Consider the following 25,522-nt stretch of genomic DNA (forward strand, 5'->3'; position numbering starts at 1 on the left):
ATTGATTATCTGGAACATATACCTGTGGATACAAGACAATATTTTAAAAAGCAAAAAAGAACGCAATCCCTCATTACTCATAGGATTGCGTTCTTTCAACATTTCTTAGATTTGGAATGCCTTTTATCCTTCTACTTCCACCCGCTGTAAAAATGTCCGGGTACGTGCGAGCCTCGGATTGCCGAAGATCTGTTCTGGTGGACCTGCCTCTGCAATTTCCCCGTTATCCATGAAGAATACACGATCCGCAACGTCACGGGCGAAGCCCATCTCATGCGTAACAATCAACATCGTCATATTTTCCTGTGCCAGTTGTTTGATTACGCGTAACACTTCCCCGGTCAGCTCCGGATCAAGTGCCGACGTCGGCTCATCGAACAGGAGAATGTCTGGTTGCATCATGAGTGCGCGGGCAATAGCTACACGCTGTTTCTGTCCACCGGACAGATTGGCTGGATATACATCGGCCTTGTCCGACAGCCCTACTTTGCCGAGTAATTCCAGACTACGATATCGAATGACATTTGAGCTTTCTTTTTTCAAAGTCTTCGGTGCAAGTTCCAGATTATCCTGTACGGTCAGATGCGGGAACAAGTTGAAATGCTGGAATACCATACCCATACGATCCGTCATCTTGCGAATATCTGCGGCACCCGCGTAACGGCCATTATCAACCAACGTCTGATCCTGAATGCGAATCGTTCCGCCCGAAATATCCTCCAGATGAATCAGGCTGCGCAGCATCGTACTTTTCCCCGAACCGGAAGGTCCAATCACGGCAATTACTTCTCCTGGTTCCACGTTGAAAGATACCTGCTTCAGCACATCAAGTGTACCGAATGATTTTCTCAACTGATTTACTTCTATTATATGTGTCATATGCAGACAGTCCTTTGATTGATCAGATTTAATTTATTCAAATGAAAACCGCTTCTCAAGTAGCTTGAACAACACTGTGAGTACGAGTGTCATGAGCAGATACATAACCGCTGCCACGAAGAAAGGGATCAGCTGCAAGTCGCGATTTACCGCCGCTTGTGCATAATACAACAGCTCTGGTACAGCAACGGCATAGAGCAGTGCCGTATCCTTGATGAGCGTAATGGACTCATTGGCCGTTGCGGGCAATACTACACGAATCATCTGAGGGATGATGACTTTGGTCATTGTCTGCCACTTCGTTAATCCCAGAACTTTCGCCGCTTCATGTTGCCCCTTATCAATGGAAAGCAGTCCGCCCCTGAAGATTTCCGCAAAGTAAGCCGCATAGTTCAGGATGAACGCAATCCCTGCCGCAACAAAACGATCAAACACCAAGTATTCCCCAATTACCGGAAGCAACGGTAACCCGAAGCAGAAGAATAGAATTTGGAGCAGCAGTGGTGTTCCTCGCATTACGTAGACGTAGGTATGGGCAATCCACGCCAGCAGTTTAATCTGGCTTCTCATCGCGAGCGTGACTGCAAATCCAAGCGGCACAGATAACACGATCGCCAGCAAGAACATGAAAATAGTGGTCTGCGCACCCTCTAACATCGGTTTTAAAATGGTCGATAGATAATCCCAACTCATTATTTTGTCTCCTCTAATCTGTTAACCCCGCATTCCTCCGAAGCATAAATCGCTCCAGCATGGAATACGGGGTCCGTTTTGTTTCTAACTATATATCAGGTGTGTAACCTGCCTATTTCAGAACCTTATCTTCACCCAACCATTGGGTGGAAATTTTAGCTGCTGTTCCATCTGCATTCAGCTCATCCAGCGCTTTTTGCAGTTGATTCAGAAGCTCTTCATTGCCTTTTTTGATACCAATGCCGTATTGTTCCGGTGCAAGAGATTCATCCAGCAGTTTGAATGTTCCCTCTTCTTTGGACATGTAGTATCTCGCTACCACTTCATCAATGATGACCGCATCCAGACGTTTTGTCTTCAGATCCGTCAGTGCAAGCACGTTATCCTTGAATTCGGAAGCTTTCACTTTATCCTTCAGAGGACTGGCTGCCAGTGCATCTGCCGCGGAGGACAGTGCCTGCAATCCCACATTTTTGCCATCGAGTTCATCCAGCTTCGTAATTGGTGAGTCTGCCAAGGTAATGGCTACTTGACTGTTTTCCAGATACGGCTTCGTGAAGAGCACTTTCTCTTTGCGCTCATCCGTAATGGTGTACCCGTTCCAGATCATATCGATCCGGCCACTGTTCAGCTCTGACTCTTTGGAAGACCAGTCGATCGGCTGGAATGTGATTTCTTTACCCATTTTCTCCGCTGCAGCTCTTGCGTAATCAATATCAAAACCAACAATTTCATTTTGCTCGTCCCGGAAACCCATTGGAGCAAACTTGTCATCAATTCCTACAACAATCGTGTTATCGTCTTTGCTTGCGGAACTGGAACAACCAGCCACAATCAATACACATATGCTAATGAATAATAGTAGAATCGCTTTTTTTCTCATCTCTTGAACCCCTCCATGTCTATAACCAAAACCCAAACGCTTTAGTTCGTTACCACGTTATCAGAGATTTATAATAACATAGCATGGGAGAAGAGTCGAGTCTCTTGCCTATTTCCTTCTATTTCATGCAGCTTAATTGTCAACAATCTGTGAAAAAACCTCTTTCACTTGTGCCGGTTCTACCAGCTTCTCGCGTACAGTCGAATTCCATAGCTCCGGGTTCTGAAGCTCCTTTAATTCCGTACCTGTCCATTGTTGGGCAGATTCACGACGTAAGGTATGGCTGGTATTCTCAAACTGGTAGACGATCTGCTCCAGATTATCGATCATAACAAAGTTCGCAACCGCATTATATACGAGTATCCGCTCAAGTTCCTCTGCATCCATCTCACGCGTATCCAAGCTATAATTCACTTGGACCGTGAACGTCTCCGGGTACAGTTGGTAACCATTCAATCTTTCACATAAAGGTAAAGCCTGATTCAGATGACTAAGGTTTGAATGATCACCCATGTAGGGAGTGCGATATTTGGCTAAAGCGATAAAATCATGTGTCAGCGGATTCTGCTGTTCTTCCTCGTACTGAGCCTGTTTCGCCTCGATCTTCGGATTAACGAAGCCTTCAACAATCACTAAGCCAATGATGCCCAACACAACAAGTGTTATAATCCATATGTTTCTAATTCTCATAACACATCACTCACTTCATACTTGCTAACGATCCGATACGCCCGATGCACAACCAAAGGAATAATAACACTCAGTAATGGGATGGCAAAGGCAATGACGATCACAGCAAACTGGTAGGGTCCATCCACCTGAATGGGTCGATTAAACCAGATGTTGCTTCCGAATCGCAACGCTGCCTGCTTCCCCCATAGTACGAGTATTAATGCCGCCCACAACCACCATATTCTGCGATTCCACTGCACTAATGCAGGGATTCGAATAACCGTGGTTTTAACAGAAGTTGCAGGATCATTCGTCCTGTTGGTCAACATATACAACACATACGTTCCACCAACAATGAGACTCACAATCATAAGCAGGTTGTTTATGGCGGAGCCTTGCATCAGCACTCTCATTGGAATGGTAATGATCCAGGCTATGAGGCTATAAATTAGAGCAGACTGCAACAACGCTGTCCAGTAAGGAACACGTTGTACCCTTCGATGGTCACTCATCACTTCATCCATACCAGCGATGTGCTGGATGGCGGTCTGGAACGCCTTCTCTTCACTCATTCCCTGCGAGATATAATCGTCAATCCGCGCAGCGAGATTGCTGTGAATCTCTTCTTTTAATTCTCGATTGTCCAATGTATCTGGTGCGTGAGCGAACAGACGATTCACATGACGGGTGATGCGAGCATCCAATCTCATAGGTCTTCATCTCCTTTTTCTCCAGTGACAATCATACAATCAATCAGTGCCTTGGCTGCCTGCCAAGCTTGAACCTGCTCCCTATAGGCTTCGAGGCCTTGCACTGTAATTCGGTAATATTTGCGTCGTCCTCCCTGTGTCTCTTCCCCCCAGTAGGACTCCACATATCCACTCTTCTCCAGCCTCTTCAAACTGGAATAAAGCGTGGGTTCCTTCAATTCAAACTGCTCTCCACTCTTGCGATAGATTTCCTTAATAATGCTGTAGCCATAGTTATCTGCGGGTATAAGTACACTCAGAATGATGGGGTCAATATTACCCCGTATCAGATCACTGTTAATCACTTGCACATCCATCTGCGAGTTTCACCGACTTTCTTCCATCCTGCGTATACTATAAAACATATTACTATGTCTGTAAAGGTAATATGTATCGTGTAGTACACCCTTAACTAGCAAAGCAACCTTTCCCCCCTTATCTCCGTCTGGAAGATATTAGGGAGGCAATAGAATGAAATCGCTAACTAGAATACAGAACTTCATCTCACTTATGTGTCTTACAACAGTTCTCCTGTTGGCCGGCTGTAACACTACTCCAATTAACAGTACCAACGAACCCTCCTCTGCCCCAGCAAATCACCAAAAAGAAGTGGAACCAGACCCCACTTTGCCAAAGGATCTGCCTACTCCGATTATCCAGACTGCAAGTGTCATCTCCGTTCCTGCTGTTCAAAGCAGCTATTGCTGGGGCAGTAAATGTGCTGATTATGTCGGTGGGATCACCATGTTGGAAGGAACAACGCCAACTCCGGTTCTTGCAGGAGAAAAAGTGACCATTGAGATGGATATTCCAATTCCCCCCGACAACGTAATGATGTATGAATACGTCGGTGACCAGACTCGCGAGATTTCTTCACAGGATGGTACATTTCACCTTCCCCAAGAAGCGGGAATTTATTATTACGGCGCATTTATAAATTGGTCTTCAAAAGAAGATCAACAAGTCAGTCTTGGGAGTACCTCATTTGCTTTTAGTGTACAGATCAAGGAAACAAATTGATGCGCTCCATGTAGAAAAAGGCCAACTCTCCGTCTGGAGAATCTGGCCTTTTCCTATTTTCTGATGTTTCTATGATCTCTATATCTAATCAACGGTAACACTCAACACTATTGCTGCACTTTCTCGCGATCTTTCCCTTTATCGGATTCTCCCGCATTTTTGTTCGCGGCATCGCGATCTTGTTTCATTTCTTCCACCGTTTTCACTTTGAGACGAGCAGCTCCCTCATATTCCTTCGTTGGAATCAGGTCACCAGCAGCAAGTCTCGCTTCTGCCGCTGCAATCGCATCTTCGTACTGCGGCAACCACTGGGCCTGCGCAACCAGCATCTCGTCGACCATCTGCCAGATTTCTTTTGGATTACACACGGCACCCACGAGCGGGTCCATCATGAACGCCTGACGAAGTAACTTGTCATCTCCGTTCACCGCGGCTTCAACCGCGAGCCGTTGCACGGAAATACTCACATTACATACCGCCGCCGGACCAAGTGGTAGATCCCCTACATGCGGCATGGAGATCCCGTTGCGATCCACATATCCCGGTGCTTCTATGATTGCATCATTCGGCAGGTTGGAAATCACTCCATTATTAACGGTATTGAAATGTCCACGATAGACACGTCCCGTCTCCAGCCCTTCAATAATGTACGAACCGTGCTCCTCGCCCCGTTTTTCCGGAATGAATTGCATCGGTTCATCCTTCATCCAGTTAGGAAAATCAGTCTCAAACCAGTTGCGCCCCTCGGTACATACCCGCAAATATCCACCCGTCTCTCCGTTAATCCAGTTGCCCAGGTCGATCCAGTCGTTGATCTCTTCCGGACGTTTGCGGTACCAGGGCACATATTCACTCAGATGACCATTCGATTCCGTGCTGTAATACCCGAAGCGGCGCAGCATATCGATCCGCACTTTCTCAGTGCGGCTGTACTCGGGATGTTTCTCGAAGGCTTCGAGCAGATCTCCTGTAAGGTCTTTACCTTCATGAGATGCCTGGATATACCAGGTCTGATGGTTGATGCCGGCACAGACAATATCCACTTCACTCTTTTTCAAGCCAAAAGCTTCCGCAATCTGATGATGACCATGCTGTACGCCATGACACAGTCCGATCGTCCGCACACCGCCGTACTTGTTGCATGCCCAAGTCAGCATCGCCATCGGATTGGAATAGTTCAAGAGCAGCACGTCAGGTGCGCTATGTTCACGAATATCTTTACAGATATCCAGCATCTCAGCGATTCCGCGTTGTCCATACATAATGCCACCCGCACACAGCGTATCGCCGACACATTGATCTACCCCATATTTCAGTGGAATGTCCACATCGGTTGCAAATGCTTCCAGTCCCCCAACACGAATCGTGCACAGTACATACTTCGCATCTTTCAATGCTTCTTTACGATCTGTTGTCGGCTGAATCTGAATATTCAATCCATTCTCACGAATATCCCGCTGACACAGCTCAGTCACCATGTCCAGATTGTGCTGGTTAATATCGCAGAACGCAATTTCAATGTTGTTAAACTCTGGTACCGTGAGCAAATCCCTTAGCAATCCCCGTGTGAATCCGATACTTCCTGCCCCGATAAACGCCACTTTAAACGACATGCCTATGTCCTCCCCTAATCCGAATCTTTCGCTTCGGTTAATGACTCTCTTCATGAAATCATTGTACCAACGGCAAATGGGGAAGCGTTATCAAAATCATGACCTGTTCAAGATCTTGTTGTCAAAAATCCTAACTTTTACGCGCCAGATCCACTAATCGATATGCATTCGAAAATAACTGCAATCGGCTCATTCATCCGACGGATACTGACTGACATGTCGTTCCATAGAGGAGCGAAATTCAACTGGCGTACAGCCTGTATATTTTTTGAACAACATATGAAAATACTGACGACTGCCTACCCCGACATATTCGGATATCTCTGAAATCGGGATATTGGTCTGCTGAAGCAGCATCTTGGCCTTCTCCATGCGAAGCATCGTCAGGTAGTCGGTAGGTGTCCGCTGCGTGTGCTGACGAAAAATGCGATGTAAATAGCCTGGATGCAGATTGACGGCTGACGCGATATCCTTCATCTGAATATTTCGATCCATATTGTGATGCATGAATTCAATGGTTCGTTTGACATACAGCTCCGCCTGATCTGTCGCATTCCGGCTCATTTCTCCGCGCAGACGTGCAACACGGACCAGCAATTGGATGAACAATGTACGCACCAGCATGCCCTGTTCCGGAGACGAGAGATTCCGGGCTTCGCGGTGATGCGACCTTTCCTCTGGTGGAATGATCTTCATCGGCACAGCTGATCTTCCTTGCTCCAGCAGACCGCGCTGATCGAGTTCCAGCACCAGACTTTTCATAATGTGATACACCTCTTCTGGGTCAGGCAGAACCAGATATGGCGAAGCATTAGTGAGTAGAGTATGGACTTCTTCCTCTTCCAGCGCGAGCTGACGGATGGATAGCTGTCCAGAAGGTGAGCCTGAGAATCCAAACTCCACATTGAGCATCCGGCAAGGCACGCCATCTTCCACCAGCAAACGGTGCGGGACACCTGCATCGAGCATAATGAACTGCCCTTTTTTCAAAACGGCCTGCTCCGAACTCCCATCCGGCATCTGCACGTCCACCCGGCACATTCCCGAAATAATATACATGATCTCTGTGGAATCATGATGGTGATAAGCCATACGATAGTTGTCCCACTGCTTGTAATAGTACGCGTAGAAACGCGGCCCGCAGTCCTCTGTTCGCAATGCCTCCTGGTATAGGCTTCCTGTCCAGGGATTCGTGATGCTCATATCCATACCTCCATTCCTACAACGATCGATCCTCACTTTTCTCCATTGTAGCAATTCTATAGGTTGAATATAAACTGTCTTCATTAAAACCATCATTGCATTATTTAATTAGATAAATATATAATTAGTATATTATCTAATCCTTTATGTGAACTGTCTATAATTAAGGAGGTTTCCACTCATGAGTACCACCTTTCATCTGGTGAGACACGGTCTTAAAGAACGACAAATCGGTGATGTCTCCCTCACTGCCGAAGGGGTTTTACAAGCCGAAGCCACAGCACTTCATTTTGCCAAAGCCACCTTCCACGTTACTAAAATCCTGACCAGTCCACTTCGAAGAGCCCGAGAAACCGCGAGCATGATTGCCCGCCACACCCATTCCCATATAACCGAAGATCCTCGCCTGCGCGAACGTGCCAATTGGGGCGATTGCCCGGATCAGTCATTCGAAGAATTCATTGCGATGTGGGATCGATGTACGTCTGACCCAGATTACATTCCACCCGTGGGTGACTCGGCCAAACAGGCTGGTGAACGGCTGGCCTCCCTCCTAACCGAATTAGCTAATGAAGAGCCAGAGAACAGTAACATTATTGTGGTTGCACATGGCGGACTCATTACTGATTTTCTGGTGCAAACCTTTACCGAGGGCGAGCTTAACGTCTGGCATTCCGATTTTATAGCTATGCAGAACCAATTGATCCCCGAGTGCTCCATCACCACATTGATTCATGATCAAGGAAACTACACCATTAAAGCGTTCGCTTCTACCGAGCATCTAGACTCCAACGATGTAAAAAAATGATGTAACATGGATGGCCGGGAAACGCCAAGCTTTATCCGCAGATCCCAATGTAAAAAAGCTCTGAAACCTCCATGTGTCGAGACACATTGGGATTCCAGAGCTTCTAATGTCCAATACCAACGCTTAAAAATGCCAACGCTGCTTTACGTTACAGGCTGATCCTGAACACATTTTGTATGGCTATTGCTCATGGGGTTTGTTTACTTTCCGCCCTTACCTGGCGTGTAGAACTTAGGCAGCGTTACTTTGGACCAGTCTATATCCGATGCCATGTAGAAGGACGGATAGGAAGGCTGGTTGTATCCACTGTTCTGTCCAGCAATGCCCACACGATACATCGCATCATGCATCAGCGTGTACAGCTTGCGGTCCGTTTTCTCGGTACTGAGATAGATGCGGATCGCTGAACTGTCGGTGGTTCTCACCAACATCTCTTCCCGCCAATCCCCAAAGATATCAGCTACGAGAGAAGGCGTACCTTTCGTGTGATTGTTGGTCAATGTGCCTGTTGCCGTCAGCAACGTGCCACGATTCCAGTCTTTGATGGTGGGTGTAACATCAATCGCACCATCTACGATCTGTGTCGTCATATCACCAGCCCAGCGGATGTTCATATTTGTACCCGGCGCCTGATCACTGATTTTCTCACCCTTAGCTGTCCACAATCCTACAGCCCAGGTCTCCAGCCCACGGCGGGTCGGATCAACATCACCCACCATGCCGCGTCCGGTATCTTTCCCCGTGTACCCGCCATAGATCACTTCTCCGGTCTTCGCATCACGGAGGGAATAGCCGTACGGCGCCCAAGGACCACCCTCGTGAACCATGAAAATCTCAAGTCCCGGACGATCCGGGTCGATGTCTGCCACATGAAGAGCATCCCCATGGCCCAGACGGGCACTGGTTCCCGGTGCAGCACTCTCAGCAGGCATCAGGTCTGTGGAGCTGTACAGCACGCTGCCGTCATGATCAATCGTAGCCGAGCCATAGATGATCTCCTGTTTGCCGTCTCCATCCACATCCGCCACACTGAAATAGTGCGCACCCTGAGTTGTGATGGAACCATACTGCGGATCTGTACCATCTACGCCGTGTGGTCCGTCATTAAACGGGTTCTTCATTGGTGTCCAGCCGCTATCCACTTTCCATTCCTTCTTCAGCTTCTTGCCATCCCAATTGTAGGCAACCATCGTTGAACGTGTATAATATCCGCGTGCAAAGATTGCAGAAGGTTTCTTGCCATCCAGATACGCCACGCCTGCCAGGAAGCGGTCCACCCGATTGCCCGGTTCGATCCGTGCCATGGCATAATCACCCCACATCAGGCCATCATCATGACGTTCAGGTTCATAGGGAATGGTCTCCAGCTCTTTGCCTGATTTTCCTTCAAATACCGTAACATACTCCGGTCCATCTACGATAAAACCTTCGAACTTGCGCAGCTCATTGCGGTTGCTGCGTTCTACCGCGTACACATCAATGAAGTAGCCGGCCAGGCTCTCGGCATCCTGCTGAGACAAAGGGTAGTTATACTTTTTCTCCATTCCAAAAGCCTCTTCCAATGTTGCAGGCCAGTTGCCCTTAACAACCTCATCGTGTTTATGCCAGTTTCTGAACATATCCACCACATGATCGTAGTACCCATCCGCACTTAAACGATAATCATCTTCGTTCGAGTACCCTGCCTTGCGGTCCTGCTTCGGAAGCGTGATGTATTTCTCGGAGGTCACTTTTCCTTTTTTGTTATATTTGATAATCTTCGTACCCGGAGCGGTCTTAAACATCATCTCAGCCTTGCCATCCCCGTCAAAATCATAAACGAGCATCTGTGTATAGTGAGCACCTGAACGGATGTTGACCCCAAGATCAATTCGGTACAGCAATTGTCCGTCCATGGTGTAAGCATCAATGTAGGTTTTACCGGTGTATCCTTTCTGCGATACGTCCTTGGCATTGGAAGGGTCCCATTTGACGAAAAACTCATATTGGCCATCCCCGTCCACATCCCCAACGCTCATGTCATTGGCGGAATACGTATAAGCTTCTCCCACAGGTGTCACACCATCGGCGGGTTTTTGCAGTGGAATGTCCACATATCCGTTCGCCCAAGGTTTGACGGATGCACTGCGTTTGCTCTCCTTGCCCTTCTTGTTCACCGCTGCCACTTCATAACGGGATGACGATTTGCCCGCGGCATCTACATAGTTGGTGCTGTCGGTGACGGTAGCGATCTTTTTGCCATCACGGTAGACGTTAAAATCCGTACCTGTCAGCCCTTTGTCGCTATACCCTGTGGCCTCGTCACCAAGCAATCTCCAACTGAGAAAAACACCTTCAGATGTCGAAGCAGCAACCAGTCCCCGATCCAGATATTCCAGTTGAATCTCTTTCACGTGACTGCCCCCCTTATGTGATTGCGGGCTGGCTTCCGTCGCCCCATTACCGTCTGAAGCTTCTGCTCCAGTGATTCCCGCTGTTCCTCCAATAAGCAAAGCTACGCTGAGTGCCGAAGAGAGCACCTTGGCTGCAAGTGGCATACGTGCCTTCCTGCGACCCGATTGCTGACCTGAAGCCGATTCTTTATGTACCGGCACTGTTGTTTCTGAGTTCATCCACCTTCACGCTCCTTGAGACAGAATAGGTGACGCATATACACATCGATGATGATTGGACGTTCGATCACCCGTACAGACTTTCTTCGACAGACGTTCCTTCACATTATGATTACGCTTACAAAATTAAAAAAGAGAAATCAGCTTGCCCGACTACCAGAGTGCGGTCCCCCTTCCATTCTCTTTCCAATCCGAGCGAGGTGATCCCGCCCATCGGGTTCTATTATAGACATCCTGTCTGCCAGACCCTAGGCAAATATCCGTCCAAAACGATCAATAATCAGTGTTTTTAGAGTCATTTGAGAAAAAGAACTTGCAGCTGTGAGGGATATCCGTTCCGGTTACGAATCGTTCTTATGATCGCTGTTATCCCCGGATTTTCTTCCATCCCCTTTCCAAGGGTAAAATCCGGTGATAAAGGCGAACACTTCGTTTCTTCAGAATCGATTTCGTCCCCTCCACTACGTTCCTCAGTTGATCAAGTACTTCAATCGAGAATGACTCTTGTAATCCATAGCAAAAACCGCGATCCTCTAACACACTGAGGATCGCGGTTAAGACAGTTACAAGTAAAGTTTAAGGCTCAATACCCCATACCAGATTTCCATCTTGGTAGAGTGTTACCTTGTTCCAATCCTGGTAGGATGTTTTCGTTGGATCGAAAGAGTAGTCATTCGTCTCGTCAAAGTTGGACCAGTCTGTTTTGTACATGCGAAGCTGAATGTCTCCAGTCTGTCCACCAGCCTGAATACTGCCAGCGCCAGATGTGAAGCTCAGCTCCACATACGAGTCTGTGAAGGTCCGCTGGATATTGGCTCCGCCAACTTGAGCGTAATCGATGGCAGAATCCATCGCAGCTGAGCCTTCTTTGGAGAAGTAATAACGGATCTTCAGATCACTCAGATTCACAGCAGTACTACCCAGATTTTTGATGTTGAAATACGGTTTGATCTGGCTATCTTGAGCATTGGTATCTCCAGCACGATATTGCACGACAAGATCACTCGTTGGTACAACGACACTTTGAGGTGTCGCAGAAGCTACAGCGGAATTGGCACTTTGCCCTGCTGTATTCACTGCACTTACCACATAATGATACGTCGTGCCGTTCGTCAGGGAAGTGTTGGTGTATGACGTACCGCTCACATTCGCCGAGATTGTGGTGAACGGACCTGTTGCACTCAGTGCGCGTTTCACATCATAACTTGTTGCACCTGTAGAAGCGGTCCACGTCAGGCTCACCTGCGCATTGCCTGCAGTTGCTGTGAGAGCAGTCGGTGCAGCTGGCGCCGTTACACCTGCAACAGGTGTAGCTGTTGCTGTTGCAGAGTTAACACTTTCACCTACTGCATTTGTTGCCGTTACCACATAATAATAGGTTGTACCATTGATCAGCCCGGTGTTGCTGTAAGATGTTCCACTCACGTTAGCTGCAATTGTTGTGAATGGACCTGATGCACTCAGTGCCCGCTTCACACTATAACTTGTAGCCCCTGTAGAAGCAGTCCACGTCAAGGAGACTTGAGCGTTACCGGCAGAAGCCGTCAATGCTGCTGGTGCTGCCGGGGCTGTTGTTCCCCCGGGAGGATTGCCTCCACCGTTACTGGCAGGCAGTACAGGGAATGCGTTTTTCACCAGTGCCACGAATTGATCATGGAACCAGTGACCCGATACTGGAGCATTAGGCAACGCACCTGTTAATACACCATCCCGAGTTGTGAAGGTTGGATCACACATCCGGTCGAAACCTTTGCCTTCGTTATTCGGAATTTCGGAGCTGGAGCCATCGGATTCACCCGGAGGTTTCACCCATACATAAGCATCCAGATGCGCTGGTCCTGGTGCAGCCTTAGGTGCTTCACCAATACCTGCGCCACTGGCATTACACCAGTTCCCCCGATGCTCCCGGCGATCTACACGTCCAGAATTCACATAATCGTTGATGTTGCTGCCCGTAGCAGATGCTGGACGGTCTACCCCGCCCCACCCATTCCGGCTAGTATCAATCAGGAAACCTGTGCTGCTTGGCCAGCCAGCTTGTACGAAATCGGCATACAGCGCAGCGGTGAAATCGGTTTCGTCAAAATAAGGATTCCACTCATAAAACTTGGCAGATTTAATCGGTTGTCCACCGATATTGAGATCCGGATTAGACAGGTTCGGCTCCCCCAGTGGTGTGGTGTTCGCAGTATTCGTAATGAAGCCATCTGCACTGCTCAGACCCGCGGCTGTCCCTTGCACAACACTTGTATACAGCGCGACTGCTGCAGAACGGTTGTTATCCCATCCAAGCCAGCCGGAGTGGCCGATATCCAGATAGTTGTACACATTCGGAATGGCGTGCAGCTTGTCCAATGCATACTTCACACCCGCCTCATAGATACCTGTTGAGCTGGCTTGACCACAAGCTGGTGTACTCAGGTTGGTCACAAGGTTAGGCAGACTGTCCGGTTCAATGACGGCAATAATACGAATATCCTGATACTTCGGATCTGCGAAGATATCTGCGAGCACATCAATATAATCCGTTTTATATGTCTGCAGTGCCGCCTGTGTTAGTGGAAGTTCACCATTTGATGCAAGTGCATGACAATCCCGTCCGGGCAGATTGTAAATAACAAATGAAGCGGTGATCGGTGTACCCGGTTTCTTTTGAGCGAGAACGGCATCAAGATGTTGCTCTACACTTTTGCGACCAGCGTTGTCCGTGCCGCCATAGATTGCAGCAATCCGGTCAACCCATACTGCGGTTGGATACGATTTGACCGTCTCCATCTTGGCCTTCAGCGATGCATCGTTAGTCAGCGCAATGGACGTATCCACGAGAGCCGAGTAATCTTGGTTCAGATAAGCCGTTGCCCCTACAAATGGATTGTCCACATGTGCCTCAGCCGCCTGAGTCAGGCCTGGAGACATCCCCGGGAAAATCCCCGCCGCGAGCAGCGTTGCTGCCAGCATTTGTTTTACACCTTTGCGCAGGATCTTCTTACCTCTGGATTTGGTTTTCAATTTAGTCTTCATAGTTCCACCTTTCCTTTAGTTAGATTGGGTTGTACTCATGTCTGATCCTCTGTGTCATTATGATGCTTAGCACGAAGAGAACGTTCGGATGAGTTGGTTGTATCACCTCCAGAAGAATGGGTTGTATAACTGGAGTCTTGAGCAAACAAATGGTGTGTGAGGGCGAATCATGTGAATGAGTATAATATGGTGGGTGTGGTTGAACGTGTGTTAGACATGAAGAAGTGTGAAAAATGACTTACGGGATGTCTGAACCCCAACTTCAGTAAGCGCTTTCTTTTAGCAGTTAAAAAAAAGGCCTTCGCCTAACCATCTACAAACATGATGTTCGGTGTCACCTCCTTATGTTCTGATTATACGACATGTAAATATTACTGTAAATTGAATTATATAAATTTAATTATATTTTTTTCCATAATTCAGGCAGGAATTTGGACATCCCTTGCCCCTAACCACACCAAAGGCTCATCCTGGCCATATGCCACAATGAACCTCGTGTTGATTAAGGTCGAATCGACCGCTCGTCTAAGGCAGAACGACGACATCTCCCGGTTTTAAACCGCTAACCACTTCCGTCTTGTCCCCAGATTCCATTCCAGCCTGGATGGTCAGCTGCTCTGTCTGTCCGTTCCCTTTGTCTAACAATACATAAGGTTCGGTCTGATCCCGCATGATGGCCAAGCTGGACACAACCGTCACTTTATCCTTACGCATCGTCTCGATATCGCCTTCCAGACTCACGCCTCCATACATTCTGGCATCCGGCTTCAGATCAATGACCACGTCAAACTGTGAAGCTTGCTTGAGATCCGTATCAGTACTCTTGCGGGCGAATTTGGACACCCTACTCACCTTCCCGGTGAATTGCAGGTCTTTTTGCGCTGTCATTCGTACCTTAACCGGCATTCCCACCTTGAGCCTGAACATTTCTTCCTCGCCAACAATCGTCATGAATTTCAGTTTGCTGATATTTGTAATGGACCCGATTAGCTGTCCTTCCGTCACCGCACGTGTCTTGCTGTCTTCTTCATTCATCTGAAATATACCGGAAGCAGAAGTATATACAACAGACTTACTGATTACTGCCTGCTTTTTCTGTATCTCCTTCTCCTTGAGGACCAGTGCTTTTTGATTCAACTCATTCGTCAGGCGTTTGCCTTCCCGGTCTGCAAATGCCTTTTTGCGCTCTTCTTCCGTCACGCCAAGTGACTCGCTCATATTCGCCTGATCCAGGCTAACCTGATTCATCTTATTTTCGAGCTGGGCTTTCTCCAGATCACTCTGCAACTGTTCTACTTCTGTTTGTAACGTGGAAGTATCGAGGGTAAACAGGATATCGCCTTTGCTCACCTGCTCACCACTTTTCACGTGCCACTGCTTGATGTTGGAAGCATACGGAGCGAAGATATCCGTCTGATCGGCGTATACGGATTTCCCCTTTACCTGTATCGTTTGCGTCATCGTTTCCTGTGTCACATCAAAGGTAATCGGGGGCGGAATCTCTATAGGCGCCTCCGGTTTTGGCTTGTACTTTTCATACAGCCAGTACCCTACACCTGCCAAAAGTACAACGGTGATGATGATTTTAATCCATTTCTTCATGTGCCCAATTTCCCTTTCGCTGATAAAATTACATCGATTTGATCACAGTTAATGCATTGGTTCGGGATGCGCTGATTGCCGGATATATACCCGATACAATGCCAACCAGAACAGCAAACATGATGCCTAGCGGCAGAGCGGACTGCTGAATAACCACGGTCATCGGGCCATTGACCTGATCTGCCATCTGACTCGCCAGCAGACTGTTCACCCCGCCCAGGGCAGCAAAGGCAATCCCCACACCAGCCACACCGCCCATTAATCCAAGCATCGCTGCTTCTGTAATAAACATCTGGCGGACCTGCCACAGATTTGCGCCCAGCACCTTCATCACACCTATCTGTTTACGACGCTGATGCGTAGACATAATCATCGCTACGATAATGGATAACGAGGCCAGCAACATGATAAAACCACCAATCCCCAATGCTGCTTTCTGATACATCGCCAATTGGCCTGCCATCGCTTCCTCCTGGAACAGATTACTCTGTGTGTTTAACGTCAGCTTTTTAATCTGTTCTTCCACCTGGGATACATAACGTTTGTCCTCAACCTTGACCAAGGCCGAGTTAAGATGCTTAGCCGCACTGCTGTCGGCCTGCTGTAACCCAAGCTCATCCTGCAATGCACGAGCTGTATCCAGCGGCAGATATACTTTTTTATCGTTTTGAGCACTCATCTCATCCATGTTGGAAGGCTTCGTCAGTTCTCCAGATACGCGTATAGAGCCACTCATTTTGGTTTTGCTCGCATTTGCATAATCTTCATATCGAAACTGAATACGCTGCTGGACCAGCTGGTCCTGCTTCGCTGACATTTCTGTATACTGCTGCAAAAGCTCATTGTTATATGGATCCGCATTCAACTGCTCGAATAACTTCTGGGTTACTTTGGGGTCTACGAGTCCAAATGCGGCCCCATAACTGGTCACCGCCATACGACCATCCTCCGCCCCACGTCCCTCAGCATATGTGTATCCAAACCCGTTAAGGGTCTCCAGCTGGGTACCAATGACCTCAACATACGTGCTGCGACCATCCGGAAGCACCATTTCGAGCGAATCCAGCTTTAACATGGGAGCCACAGCAACAACATGGGGAAGTCTTTGGATAATCTGAATTTTTTCCAACGTCAACGCACCCCGTTCAAACTTCGATGTCTGACCGCTCCCCTTGCCGTTGCCGGTACGTATGCCTTCATTGGGCGTAATCGTAATTTCATCCATCTTGTAGTTGTCGTTTAATGTTTTCTCGCTATAGGTCTGTACGGACTGCCCTACACTAAGTGCAGTAATCATGGCGGCAGAACCGATCGACAGCCCCATCATACACAGCAGCGTAACCATTTTTCTGCGAATGATCTGTCCCCAGGCCATACGTGCTACATCCCGTATTCTCACATTTCCTCTCCTTTTGCCTCAAACTTCCCTTACAGCTTCTTCGACCAGTATGCCATGTTGCAGTGTAAGCACGACTTGCATCTGCTCCGCTACCTCTGCTTCATGTGTCACAATGACAAAGGTCGTATTCATATCCCGGTTAAGCTGCTGCAAAATCGCAATAATCTCTTCTTCCGTCTCGGTATCCAGATTACCGGTAGGCTCATCTGCAAAAATCACCGAGGGTTCGGTAATGAGTGAACGTGCAATACTGACACGTTGTTGTTGACCGCCCGACAACTGAGACGGGAACAAGTTTGCTTTTTCACCCAGTCCAACCTGTTCCAACAGCTTCAATGCTTTTGCTTTGCGTTTCGAAGGGCTTATGCCCATAAACACCAAGGGTAACTCTACATTTTCCCGGATCGTAAGATTGGACAGCAGTTCATAGGATTGAAAAATAAACCCGATATGACTGCGCCTGAACTCAGCCAGGCGATTTTCACTGAAACGTACAATATCTTGTCCCGCAATTAGAATCTTGCCCTGATCCGGTTTCATCAGCCCTGCCATCAAATTCAGCAGTGTGGATTTACCCGAACCAGAACTGCCCAGCAGGGCTACCATCTTGCCTTCTCCAATCGTCAGATTGATATTTTGAAGCACCGGCACGGTTCCCTGGCTATTACGGAACGAGTGGGATAATTGTTCAACTTGAAGCATTGCTACATGTCTTCCTTTCTTCTTACTGCATATGTAAAGATTCGCGTAGCACATTCCCCTTTCATTATAGGGTGGAGATGTATCCGGGCTGGCCGGAGTTGTATCCAACTTGTAAAATGTCTTAACAAAAAGACCTTGTCCGCAGAGTAGCTATCGCCAGCTCTAAACAGACCAAGGTCTTATATTCGTATACTTTCCACAGCTTACCAGGCTCTGAAACTAAAGCGGTACAGCTCACTTTTATCCATCGTACTGCCCACTGCAAATAGCTCATCGTCATTCCACTTCAGATTAGTAAAGTTATCAATATTGCGGTAGATCACCGTATCGGACGAAAGCTTGCTGTCATTCAGGTAAGCAACATGCAACTCACTCTTCTGATTCTGATTGTCCACCGGGTAAAAGTAAGCTATTCGCGATTCATCTGCATCCAGTTCGAAGTTCCAGATGGAACCTTTTAATACCAGATCATATTGCTCCTGCGCTGCACGATACCGATATAGTCCCTGTACCTTATTCATCGTTCCCTGGATGAGCATGTCGCCATTTTTCAGCAACTTGAATTGTAGAATGTCATCCATTGCAGCATACGCCTTCACTTCATGCCCGTCCTCAAGCGATACACGATAGATGGCATACTTGTCTTTCAGCATCACCAGCATATAAAACTGCTTCAGATCTTCGCTGACCTGCAACACATCCATTACGATAAACGTATCATTCGAACTTTTCCCTTGTTTCGGTCCTGTGAACATGTCCATCAGCTCTTCATGCGTGTAGATGATATGACTCGTCCCCTGGCTCAGATCAACTTGTTTAAATAACAGATCATCCTGACCAATGTAGGATTCGTTCCCTACAAACACTCGATAATACGAGTTGTCGTTCGGAAGCTTGCGACGTTTCCCATCCTCAATCACATACTCATACGATGTCTTCTGCGCCTGACCTGCCCGGTACTGGGAGTATATGATTTTCTTGTGATCTGGACTGATTGCAACGCCATAATCTGTATTACTCGCAATATTCTTCACTTCATTATCATCCAGATGCAGGAGAGACAGCTGAAGCCCTGAATAGGAAGGTTCCGATTGATTCAATATAATCGTGTTCCGGTCTACCACTTCAAAATCAAAGATCGCAAAGTCATTCGGAATCTTGGTCGCCGACTCGATCTGAATCGTACTGCTCGGTGGTGGCGCCAGACGACTGTTGAATTGCTCACTTGGCAAAATTACTGTTCTAGGCTTGAGATTTCCGATACTGAACAGACTTCCAATCCCAAAAATCCCGCTGACAAATGTGATCAACAGCCCGGACAGCATCAATATGTCTCGGTGTTTACGCCAAAATCCAGGATGTCTCATGCGTTCATTTCCCCCGGAAGACTTATATTTACTTGTGTCCCTTGCCGCATGATGCTCTTCATCTCCACTGTTCCTCCATGACGCTCAACGATGTTCTTCACAATAGACAGTCCCAGCCCGGCACTGCCTTTCTCGGCCCTGTTGATTCCTTTATCCTGGTAAAAGGGTTCAAATACATGCTGGAGCGCTTCAGCACCAATTCCTTCTCCCTGATCACGGATCACAATAGCAATGGAATCAACTAACCGGAAGGATTGCACTTCGATGATGGAGTTCACATCACTGTACTTGACCGAGTTATCCAGAACGTTGAGGAAGACCTCCTTCAGCTTATCCCGATCTCCCTGAAGATACTGGTGTTCCTCCAGCTCATAATGAATCCCTATATTGTACTTACTGGCCTTAATCGACATATCCTCGCAAGCTTCACGGATAATATCCGATACATCGATACGTTCGAAACGGTACGCCTGAATGACCGCAGAGGAGACAGAGACCTCCAGAATATCCGCAACCATCGTGTTGAGACGCTGACTTTCCTTGATAATATAATTCATGCCTTTGTCAAAAAAGTCCTGATCGGTAAATCCGTTATCCCGCAAAATCTGGGCGTACCCCAGGATCGTTGTTAAGGGTGTCTTCAATTCATGCGTCACATTGTCAAAAAAGACTTTGCTTCGCGCCTGCACTTGTTTTACTTCGTCCCGCTCTCGCTCAATCACATCAATCTGCTCCCGTACCCGATTAATCATGACGGTGAAACTTGAAGCCAATTCACCGATCTCATCCTTGGTTGTAATCTGAATGTCCGCATTCAGACTTCCCTGAGCCACTTCCGCAGAACGTTTCGTGAGTACACGGATGGGTTGTGTAATTTTCCGGGAAATAAAGATGGACCCGATAAATACAAATACGAAAATAACCGCTGCAAACAGCTTGATCGTATTCTGGAACCGAAGATTGCGTTTGTACAAGTCCGTGTAATCCTTTTCCAACTGCACAATGCCAATCAATTGTTGATCCATCTGAAGTGGGAAGGACAGACTGGAGATGACCCGACCTTTATCCACAACGGTGGTGTAAGCGATCCGGGATTGTATGGCTTGCTCCACATCAGGATGGTCAGATCGCTTGGCAACATTAACCTCGCTGCCAGCAGATCCGTAAGGCGAAGCATCGGGACGGTATACCGTAATCTTCCCGCCAACGGCTGATCCAATCTGCTCCGCGAGCTCGCGGCTTCCTGCTTCGAGCGAGTCTCTGCTCATGCGTTTGTTATGAATCAGGAAGTACTGATTGAGCGCGATGTCCAGATTTCTTTTGGATTGCACCATATCCTCATGCACTTCCCGGTACATATTCTCCTGTGCCACCTTATTGGACAGAATCAGCAGAACAGAGAATCCGATAAAGACAATGACCGAGAATAACACCACCATTTTGAACTGGATCGTCCACTTCATGTCTGTACCTGAATATTCAGCTTGTACCCCACACCGAATACCGTTTCAATCATCGAAATGCCTTGCACACCACTATCCAGTTTCTTGCGAATCCGTTGCACATGAATGTCCACCGTTCGGGTATCCCCTGCAAAATCAAATCCCCATACCTTGTCCAGTAGTTCAGAACGTGTATGAACCTTACGATGATGGGTCACGAGAAATAACAACAGATCATATTCTTTATTCGTGAGTCCTGCCCGTTCCCCGTCTTTCCACACTTCCCGTTCATCCTTGCGGATCTCAATATGCTTACCAAGCCTTACCACCTCATAGGACTGATTCTCCAGTGTCTCGCTGATCAGATCAATCCGGCGAAAGATCGCCCGAATGCGCGCAACCACTTCACGGATATCAAAAGGCTTCGTGATATAGTCATCTGCCCCCAGCTCCATGCCAAGTACCTTGTCCAGCATGTCCGACTTCGCAGTAATCATGATGACGGGTATCTTGGAGTTCACAGATAGTTGCCTGCACACATCAAAACCGCTCATATCCGGCAGCATCAGATCCAGCAGGATCAGATCCGGCTTCGAATCCCGAAGCAGATCCAGACCCTCTTTTCCCGTAGCTGCTTCCTTGATCTCAAATCCTTCCTTACGTAACGAATAGGACAAAATATCGCGAATGGACTCCTCGTCCTCAATAATTAAAATCTCTTTTTGTCTCATGATACTTTCGTAATCTCCCTGCTCTATGAATTTCCTTCATCTGCCTATATTTTGTATCCCAAGCCGTATGCTTGAATAGAGGGAAGCACGAAATGTTACAACTCCGATACAACTCTGAACCGTTTGGAAACAACCTCCCGCTATACTTGGATCATAAGAGACTCATACCAGACCGGACCCAAGCCTGATCTGCATCCAAGGGGGATTCACATCATATGAACAGCACACAAATTAATGATGCTTATGTCAACTATAAATCAGAAATCACAAGGTATCTATCCCATATCGTCAAACAACCGCAAGACGCAGAAGATCTGGCACAGGATTGTTTCATTCGACTGATGAACGTTACCGTGGATATCCCTGAAGATCGGCTTCTCTATTATCTCAAACGCATTGCCCGTAACCTGGCGATGGACAGCTTCCGCAGGCGGACCCGCACACTCAGACGAGACAGCCGTCTGGAGGTACCTACCCATCACGTCGATACATCCCACCTTGAAATTAGCGAAGGCGTTCATGATCTTGTCTCCCATATTAACAACACCGAACATCGTAAAATATTAGAACTTCGCCTCATCCATGGATACTCCATTAAGGAAACGGCAGAGCTGGTGAATCGCAGCGAAGGCATGATTAAATCCTCTGTCTTCCATGCCGTCAATCGAATTCGGGCCAAAGTCATCTCATAAGAGATGGCTTTTTTTATGCCGAAAGCAATATACGAGGGTTAATTGGATAAATGAAGACGGACCGAAATACCTATCGATATGTCAAAAGACCCAATTTTACAAATATCGAGTTAATTTTTACAAATTGTTATGACTATGTGAGATTTTCATGTGGTAGAATATGGACGAACTCATGAATCAACTAATATTTGGGAGGGATTTGGTTGGGTAAATTAACAGGTATGCGAGGAGTATTTTTAAAATCACTCCTGGCATTGTCCATGGCTTTGCCGCTTCAGATCGGATTATGGAACGGAGATGCATCGGTTCATGCGGAAGGACCGACAGACCCGGCACCGTTCATCCAGGCAAAGGTTGTAAACCAAAATGCAGGTAAAAAAGTATTGTTCGACAACTCTCACGGCCAAACGGCTGGAGCTGCAGACTGGGTCATTGATGGAGGTTTCTCCGACTTCGGGAATGCACTCGCGAATGATGGTTATTATGTCAAAGAACTTCGCAAGACAACTCCATTTACCTATGATGATCTGAAAGAGTATAACGTATTCGTTATTGCAGAGCCTCAAATTCCTTTCAAAACATCCGAACAAGCAGCACTCAAACAATATGTTGAAACGGGCGGCAGCATCTTCTTCGTTGGAGATCACTATAATGCAGACCGTAACAAAAACCGCTGGGATGGCTCTGAAGTCATCAACGGCTATCGTCGGGGAGCATTCGAAGATCCGGCCAAAGGCATGAGTACAGATGAGCGTAATTCTGAAGCGATGCAAAATATAACCAGTTCGGACTGGTTGTCCGATAACTTCGGCGTACGTTTCCGCTATAACGCACTTGGCGATATCAACGCCAATATCGTTGTACCGGCAGATCAAGCCTTCGGCATCACAGAAGGGGTATCGGCTGTAGCCATGCACGCCGGTTCAACACTTGCAATCACCGATCCGGAAAAGGCAAAAGGTATTGTGTACCTGCCAAAAACCAACGCAAAATGGAATAACGCCGTAGACCAAGGTGTCTACAACGGTGGCGGGATTGAAGAAGGTCCTTACGTGGCCGTATCCAAGCTGGGTGCAGGTAAGGCTGCCTTCATCGGTGACTCCTCTCCAGTAGAAGATGCATCACCAAAATATTTGCGTGAAGAGACAGGCACACGCAAAACAACTTATGACGGTTTTAAAGAAGCCGATGATGCGGTGTTGCTCGTAAATACCGTGAACTGGCTTGCTACACAAGAGAACTACACGGATCTAACTCAAGTGAACGGACTTGAACTGGACACAGCTACAGCGCTGCTGCCATTCGAGGAACCGGCTGCTTCCACAGAACCTCAGGCTGAACCTTGGGCCGCACCTGCTGCCGGATATAAGTGGTACGATCGTTCCACGTTCAAGGCTGGTTCTTACGGCGGCCCTGCATCCAGTGCAAACGCTGCTTACAGCTTCGTGAAGCAGGATACACTTCCGAATGCAGAAGACTTCCAGATTCGTGTAGTTGTGGAGAATATGGCTCCGAACACAACCGTATCCGGTTATAGTGCCGGTATCTATCTGACTGGCGGAACACAAGTAGCCATGATCCAGAATGAAAGTGGTACTTGGCCGACTTCGTACGGCTACAGCTCCACATTCAGTGTAACCTCGGACAGCCAAGGTCGCGCGATCAAAGATCTGAACGTACGCATCAAACCGGGTACAACTGGCGCTGCGAGCTTGCGTCTGCGTCTGAATGGCAGCAACCTGATCACCAATGCCGTGACTGTTGGCAATGTGCCAGCAGAACAGCTTCCGGAAGAAGAAGGACCGATTCCAGCGGCTATCACAGTTGCTGAAGCACGCACCAAAGCTGTTGGTACGACCGTAACTATCGAAGGTGTTGTGACGACAGAACCGGGTGCATTTGGTGGACAAGCCTTCTATCTTCAAGATGAAACTGCCGGAATTTACGTATTCCAGCACACCAGCGGCTTCCATGCTGGTGACAAGGTGAAAGTAACGGCAGCAACAACCATCTATAACAGCGAGTTCGAGCTTACGGATATCGTTGCGATTGAGAAAACAGGTACAGCTTCCGTACCTGCTCCAATCGAAGTTACAGCAATTACAGATGCGAACCAGGGTCAACTGGTTCAATTGAAAAATGTAACGATCGAAAACATCATCAGTGCTACACCAGTTGGATCATTTGAATTCGACGCCGTAGCAGCAGATGGAACAAGCACACATATCCGTGTAGATACCCGTACAGGTGTGACGGAGACTGCCTTCCCTTATGTTGCTGGTGACAAAATCGATATCACAGGCGTTTCCGCTATTTTCAAAGACGTTTATCAATTGAAACCTAGAAGCTTGAATGATTTTGTACCTGCTGAAAATCAAGGTGGAGGCGAAACACCTTCCACTCCAGCTGAAGGGGCACCGGGTAAACCGGTGCTTTCCTCTGATAATGGATATACCACTGGCCTGTTCGAAGGTTCGTACAACGTAAGCATGAACCTCTGGTGGGGCGAAAATGGTTCTGAGTACAAACTGTATGAGAACGGCGTTCTTGTGGATACCCAGAAGTTAACTGCAACTACACCGTCCGCCCAATTTGCCAAAACAACAATTACAGGTAAAGCCAACGGCACGTATACTTACGTAGCTGAGCTGACCAATGACAAAGGCACAACACGCAGTGACGTGCTGACGGTACAAGTAACTAATGCTGCTCCCGGGAAAGCCAACTTGTCCCAAAACAACTGGGATGGTGACGGCAGCTATAACGTATCCATGAACCTCTGGTGGGGTACAAACGCTACTGAATACCGTCTCTATGAAAATGATGTTCTGATTGATACACAAGCGTTGAAAGCTGCTACACCAGCTTCTCAAAGTGCTACAACTGAATTGTCCAATCGCGCTAACGGAACGTATACGTACCGTGCTGAGCTGATCAACGCCGCAGGCGTAACAAGCACCGAGACAATTACGGTTCAAGTTACTAAAGCATTGCCTTTGGCTAGCTAAGAAGATTGTAAGAAGCCTACCGTTTAACCCAGCAACTAAAAAACCGAAACCAACATTGCCTGATTCACAGGGCAACACGGTTTCGGTTTTTTTATTCATTTCAAACGTTCCGGCTCATATCCATTTCTAACAAATAGAATGCTGTTCCATACAGCACAATAAGCGGCCACGGAGATGACACTAATGACAAAAATCAAGTTCATCTGTGTAAACGTATAACTGCTTCCCGTAAAAATGATCAGGATTGCACTGAGTCCAATATTTTCTCTGTTATGTTTTTTAAACTTCTGAAAGATCATTCTGTACAGTAATAGGAGTACCATAAACCCAATCCATATAAAATAAAATATCTCCATAGGACACAATCCTTTCGAAAAACTCACTTCTTATATTGGTATCGATAGGGAGTATTGATTAATAACCTTA

General features: G+C 47.4%; 21 protein-coding genes. 4 read left to right on the top strand and 17 right to left on the bottom strand.

The window, feature by feature from the left end:
• Nucleotides 1–123: 123 nt before the first annotated feature.
• The 6 genes from QVE09_RS18805 to QVE09_RS18830 form a co-directional block, all read right to left on the bottom strand.
• Nucleotides 124–879: an amino acid ABC transporter ATP-binding protein gene (locus tag QVE09_RS18805; RefSeq protein WP_315937995.1), complete on the bottom strand. Its 756-nt coding sequence runs from the start codon at nt 877–879 to the stop codon at nt 124–126.
• A 33-nt stretch (nt 880–912) separates the two neighbouring features.
• A complete protein-coding gene (locus tag QVE09_RS18810) occupies nt 913–1,572 on the bottom strand; it encodes an amino acid ABC transporter permease (RefSeq protein WP_315937996.1) in 660 nt (219 codons plus the stop codon).
• Nucleotides 1,573–1,684: 112 nt separating this feature from the next.
• Nucleotides 1,685–2,455, bottom strand: a complete 771-nt coding sequence (locus tag QVE09_RS18815; RefSeq protein ID WP_036672520.1) for an amino acid ABC transporter substrate-binding protein — start codon at nt 2,453–2,455, stop codon at nt 1,685–1,687.
• A 132-nt stretch (nt 2,456–2,587) separates the two neighbouring features.
• Complete coding sequence (locus tag QVE09_RS18820; RefSeq protein WP_315937997.1) at nt 2,588–3,145, bottom strand: DUF4825 domain-containing protein; 558 nt, start codon at nt 3,143–3,145, stop codon at nt 2,588–2,590.
• Nucleotides 3,142–3,837, bottom strand: coding sequence for a permease prefix domain 1-containing protein (locus QVE09_RS18825; RefSeq protein WP_315937998.1), 696 nt, complete (start codon nt 3,835–3,837; stop codon nt 3,142–3,144). Before QVE09_RS18825 ends, QVE09_RS18820 begins: the two co-directional genes overlap by 4 nt.
• Nucleotides 3,834–4,193, bottom strand: a complete 360-nt coding sequence (locus QVE09_RS18830) for a PadR family transcriptional regulator (RefSeq protein WP_315937999.1) — start codon at nt 4,191–4,193, stop codon at nt 3,834–3,836. The genes QVE09_RS18825 and QVE09_RS18830 overlap by 4 nt, the downstream gene beginning before the upstream one ends.
• A 154-nt stretch (nt 4,194–4,347) precedes the next feature.
• On the opposite strand from QVE09_RS18830, the gene QVE09_RS18835 reads away from it, so the two are divergent.
• Nucleotides 4,348–4,896, top strand: a complete 549-nt coding sequence (locus QVE09_RS18835; RefSeq protein WP_315938000.1) for a hypothetical protein — start codon at nt 4,348–4,350, stop codon at nt 4,894–4,896.
• 107 nt (nt 4,897–5,003) lie between these two features.
• On the opposite strand, the gene melA is transcribed toward QVE09_RS18835, so the two are convergent.
• A complete protein-coding gene (gene melA / locus QVE09_RS18840) occupies nt 5,004–6,509 on the bottom strand; it encodes an alpha-glucosidase/alpha-galactosidase (RefSeq protein WP_315938001.1) in 1,506 nt (501 codons plus the stop codon).
• A 189-nt stretch (nt 6,510–6,698) separates the two neighbouring features.
• The gene (locus QVE09_RS18845) at nt 6,699–7,712 is read right to left on the bottom strand and encodes an AraC family transcriptional regulator (RefSeq protein WP_315938002.1); all 1,014 of its coding nucleotides are present in this window, start codon (nt 7,710–7,712) and stop codon (nt 6,699–6,701) included.
• A gap of 181 nt (nt 7,713–7,893) precedes the next feature.
• Between QVE09_RS18845 and QVE09_RS18850 the strand changes: the two genes are divergently transcribed.
• The gene (locus QVE09_RS18850; RefSeq protein ID WP_315938003.1) at nt 7,894–8,520 is read left to right on the top strand and encodes a histidine phosphatase family protein; all 627 of its coding nucleotides are present in this window, start codon (nt 7,894–7,896) and stop codon (nt 8,518–8,520) included.
• 200 nt (nt 8,521–8,720) lie between these two features.
• Here QVE09_RS18850 and QVE09_RS18855 read toward each other — a convergent pair whose 3' ends face one another.
• The 8 genes from QVE09_RS18855 to QVE09_RS18890 all read right to left on the bottom strand — a co-directional run bounded on the left by QVE09_RS18855 (nt 8,721) and on the right by QVE09_RS18890 (nt 21,396).
• The gene (locus QVE09_RS18855; RefSeq protein ID WP_315938156.1) at nt 8,721–11,057 is read right to left on the bottom strand and encodes a rhamnogalacturonan lyase; all 2,337 of its coding nucleotides are present in this window, start codon (nt 11,055–11,057) and stop codon (nt 8,721–8,723) included.
• A gap of 651 nt (nt 11,058–11,708) precedes the next feature.
• A complete protein-coding gene (locus QVE09_RS18860) occupies nt 11,709–14,153 on the bottom strand; it encodes a glycoside hydrolase family 6 protein (RefSeq protein WP_315938004.1) in 2,445 nt (814 codons plus the stop codon).
• 525 nt (nt 14,154–14,678) lie between these two features.
• Nucleotides 14,679–15,755 carry an efflux RND transporter periplasmic adaptor subunit gene (locus QVE09_RS18865; protein ID WP_315938005.1) on the bottom strand — a complete coding sequence of 359 codons (1,077 nt, stop codon included), beginning with the start codon at nt 15,753–15,755 and terminating at the stop codon, nt 14,679–14,681.
• A gap of 28 nt (nt 15,756–15,783) precedes the next feature.
• Nucleotides 15,784–17,154: an ABC transporter permease gene (locus QVE09_RS18870; protein WP_315938006.1), complete on the bottom strand. Its 1,371-nt coding sequence runs from the start codon at nt 17,152–17,154 to the stop codon at nt 15,784–15,786.
• 18 nt (nt 17,155–17,172) lie between these two features.
• Nucleotides 17,173–17,856, bottom strand: a complete 684-nt coding sequence (locus QVE09_RS18875) for an ABC transporter ATP-binding protein (protein WP_315938007.1) — start codon at nt 17,854–17,856, stop codon at nt 17,173–17,175.
• Nucleotides 17,857–18,059: 203 nt separating this feature from the next.
• Nucleotides 18,060–19,223 carry a hypothetical protein gene (locus QVE09_RS18880; RefSeq protein WP_315938008.1) on the bottom strand — a complete coding sequence of 388 codons (1,164 nt, stop codon included), beginning with the start codon at nt 19,221–19,223 and terminating at the stop codon, nt 18,060–18,062.
• Nucleotides 19,220–20,686 carry a sensor histidine kinase gene (locus QVE09_RS18885; protein WP_315938009.1) on the bottom strand — a complete coding sequence of 489 codons (1,467 nt, stop codon included), beginning with the start codon at nt 20,684–20,686 and terminating at the stop codon, nt 19,220–19,222. Before QVE09_RS18885 ends, QVE09_RS18880 begins: the two co-directional genes overlap by 4 nt.
• Nucleotides 20,683–21,396, bottom strand: a complete 714-nt coding sequence (locus tag QVE09_RS18890) for a response regulator transcription factor (RefSeq protein ID WP_036606313.1) — start codon at nt 21,394–21,396, stop codon at nt 20,683–20,685. The genes QVE09_RS18885 and QVE09_RS18890 overlap by 4 nt, the downstream gene beginning before the upstream one ends.
• A gap of 215 nt (nt 21,397–21,611) precedes the next feature.
• On the opposite strand from QVE09_RS18890, the gene QVE09_RS18895 reads away from it, so the two are divergent.
• Together QVE09_RS18895 and QVE09_RS18900 are read left to right on the top strand one after the other, a co-directional pair.
• Nucleotides 21,612–22,088 (top strand): RNA polymerase sigma factor, encoded by a 477-nt coding sequence (locus QVE09_RS18895; protein ID WP_315938010.1) that lies wholly within the window; start codon nt 21,612–21,614, stop codon nt 22,086–22,088.
• A 221-nt stretch (nt 22,089–22,309) separates the two neighbouring features.
• Complete coding sequence (locus tag QVE09_RS18900; RefSeq protein WP_397387068.1) at nt 22,310–25,096, top strand: DUF5689 domain-containing protein; 2,787 nt, start codon at nt 22,310–22,312, stop codon at nt 25,094–25,096.
• Between the two features lie 95 nt (nt 25,097–25,191).
• Here QVE09_RS18900 and QVE09_RS18905 read toward each other — a convergent pair whose 3' ends face one another.
• Nucleotides 25,192–25,452 (bottom strand): hypothetical protein, encoded by a 261-nt coding sequence (locus QVE09_RS18905; RefSeq protein ID WP_315938011.1) that lies wholly within the window; start codon nt 25,450–25,452, stop codon nt 25,192–25,194.
• Between the last annotated feature and the right edge of the window lie 70 nt (nt 25,453–25,522).

The sequence above is a fragment of the Paenibacillus sp. ClWae2A genome, from assembly GCF_032452295.1.
In the GTDB taxonomy this organism is placed as follows: Bacteria; Bacillota; Bacilli; order Paenibacillales; family Paenibacillaceae; genus Paenibacillus.

Bases quoted from the DNA above. Each gene is read 5' to 3' on its own strand.
- QVE09_RS18805 (WP_315937995.1), bottom strand. From the start codon at position 879: ATGACACATATAATAGAAGTAAATCAGTTGAGAAAATCATTCGGTACA.
- QVE09_RS18810 (WP_315937996.1), bottom strand. From the start codon at position 1,572: ATGAGTTGGGATTATCTATCGACCATTTTAAAACCGATGTTAGAGGGT.
- QVE09_RS18815 (WP_036672520.1), bottom strand. From the start codon at position 2,455: ATGAGAAAAAAAGCGATTCTACTATTATTCATTAGCATATGTGTATTG.
- QVE09_RS18820 (WP_315937997.1), bottom strand. From the start codon at position 3,145: ATGAGAATTAGAAACATATGGATTATAACACTTGTTGTGTTGGGCATC.
- QVE09_RS18825 (WP_315937998.1), bottom strand. From the start codon at position 3,837: ATGAGATTGGATGCTCGCATCACCCGTCATGTGAATCGTCTGTTCGCT.
- QVE09_RS18830 (WP_315937999.1), bottom strand. From the start codon at position 4,193: ATGGATGTGCAAGTGATTAACAGTGATCTGATACGGGGTAATATTGAC.
- QVE09_RS18835 (WP_315938000.1), top strand. From the start codon at position 4,348: ATGAAATCGCTAACTAGAATACAGAACTTCATCTCACTTATGTGTCTT.
- melA (WP_315938001.1), bottom strand. From the start codon at position 6,509: ATGTCGTTTAAAGTGGCGTTTATCGGGGCAGGAAGTATCGGATTCACA.
- QVE09_RS18845 (WP_315938002.1), bottom strand. From the start codon at position 7,712: ATGAGCATCACGAATCCCTGGACAGGAAGCCTATACCAGGAGGCATTG.
- QVE09_RS18850 (WP_315938003.1), top strand. From the start codon at position 7,894: ATGAGTACCACCTTTCATCTGGTGAGACACGGTCTTAAAGAACGACAA.
- QVE09_RS18855 (WP_315938156.1), bottom strand. From the start codon at position 11,057: ATGCCACTTGCAGCCAAGGTGCTCTCTTCGGCACTCAGCGTAGCTTTG.
- QVE09_RS18860 (WP_315938004.1), bottom strand. From the start codon at position 14,153: ATGAAGACTAAATTGAAAACCAAATCCAGAGGTAAGAAGATCCTGCGC.
- QVE09_RS18865 (WP_315938005.1), bottom strand. From the start codon at position 15,755: ATGAAGAAATGGATTAAAATCATCATCACCGTTGTACTTTTGGCAGGT.
- QVE09_RS18875 (WP_315938007.1), bottom strand. From the start codon at position 17,856: ATGCTTCAAGTTGAACAATTATCCCACTCGTTCCGTAATAGCCAGGGA.
- QVE09_RS18880 (WP_315938008.1), bottom strand. From the start codon at position 19,223: ATGAGACATCCTGGATTTTGGCGTAAACACCGAGACATATTGATGCTG.
- QVE09_RS18885 (WP_315938009.1), bottom strand. From the start codon at position 20,686: ATGAAGTGGACGATCCAGTTCAAAATGGTGGTGTTATTCTCGGTCATT.
- QVE09_RS18890 (WP_036606313.1), bottom strand. From the start codon at position 21,396: ATGAGACAAAAAGAGATTTTAATTATTGAGGACGAGGAGTCCATTCGC.
- QVE09_RS18895 (WP_315938010.1), top strand. From the start codon at position 21,612: ATGAACAGCACACAAATTAATGATGCTTATGTCAACTATAAATCAGAA.
- QVE09_RS18900 (WP_397387068.1), top strand. From the start codon at position 22,310: ATGCGAGGAGTATTTTTAAAATCACTCCTGGCATTGTCCATGGCTTTG.
- QVE09_RS18905 (WP_315938011.1), bottom strand. From the start codon at position 25,452: ATGGAGATATTTTATTTTATATGGATTGGGTTTATGGTACTCCTATTA.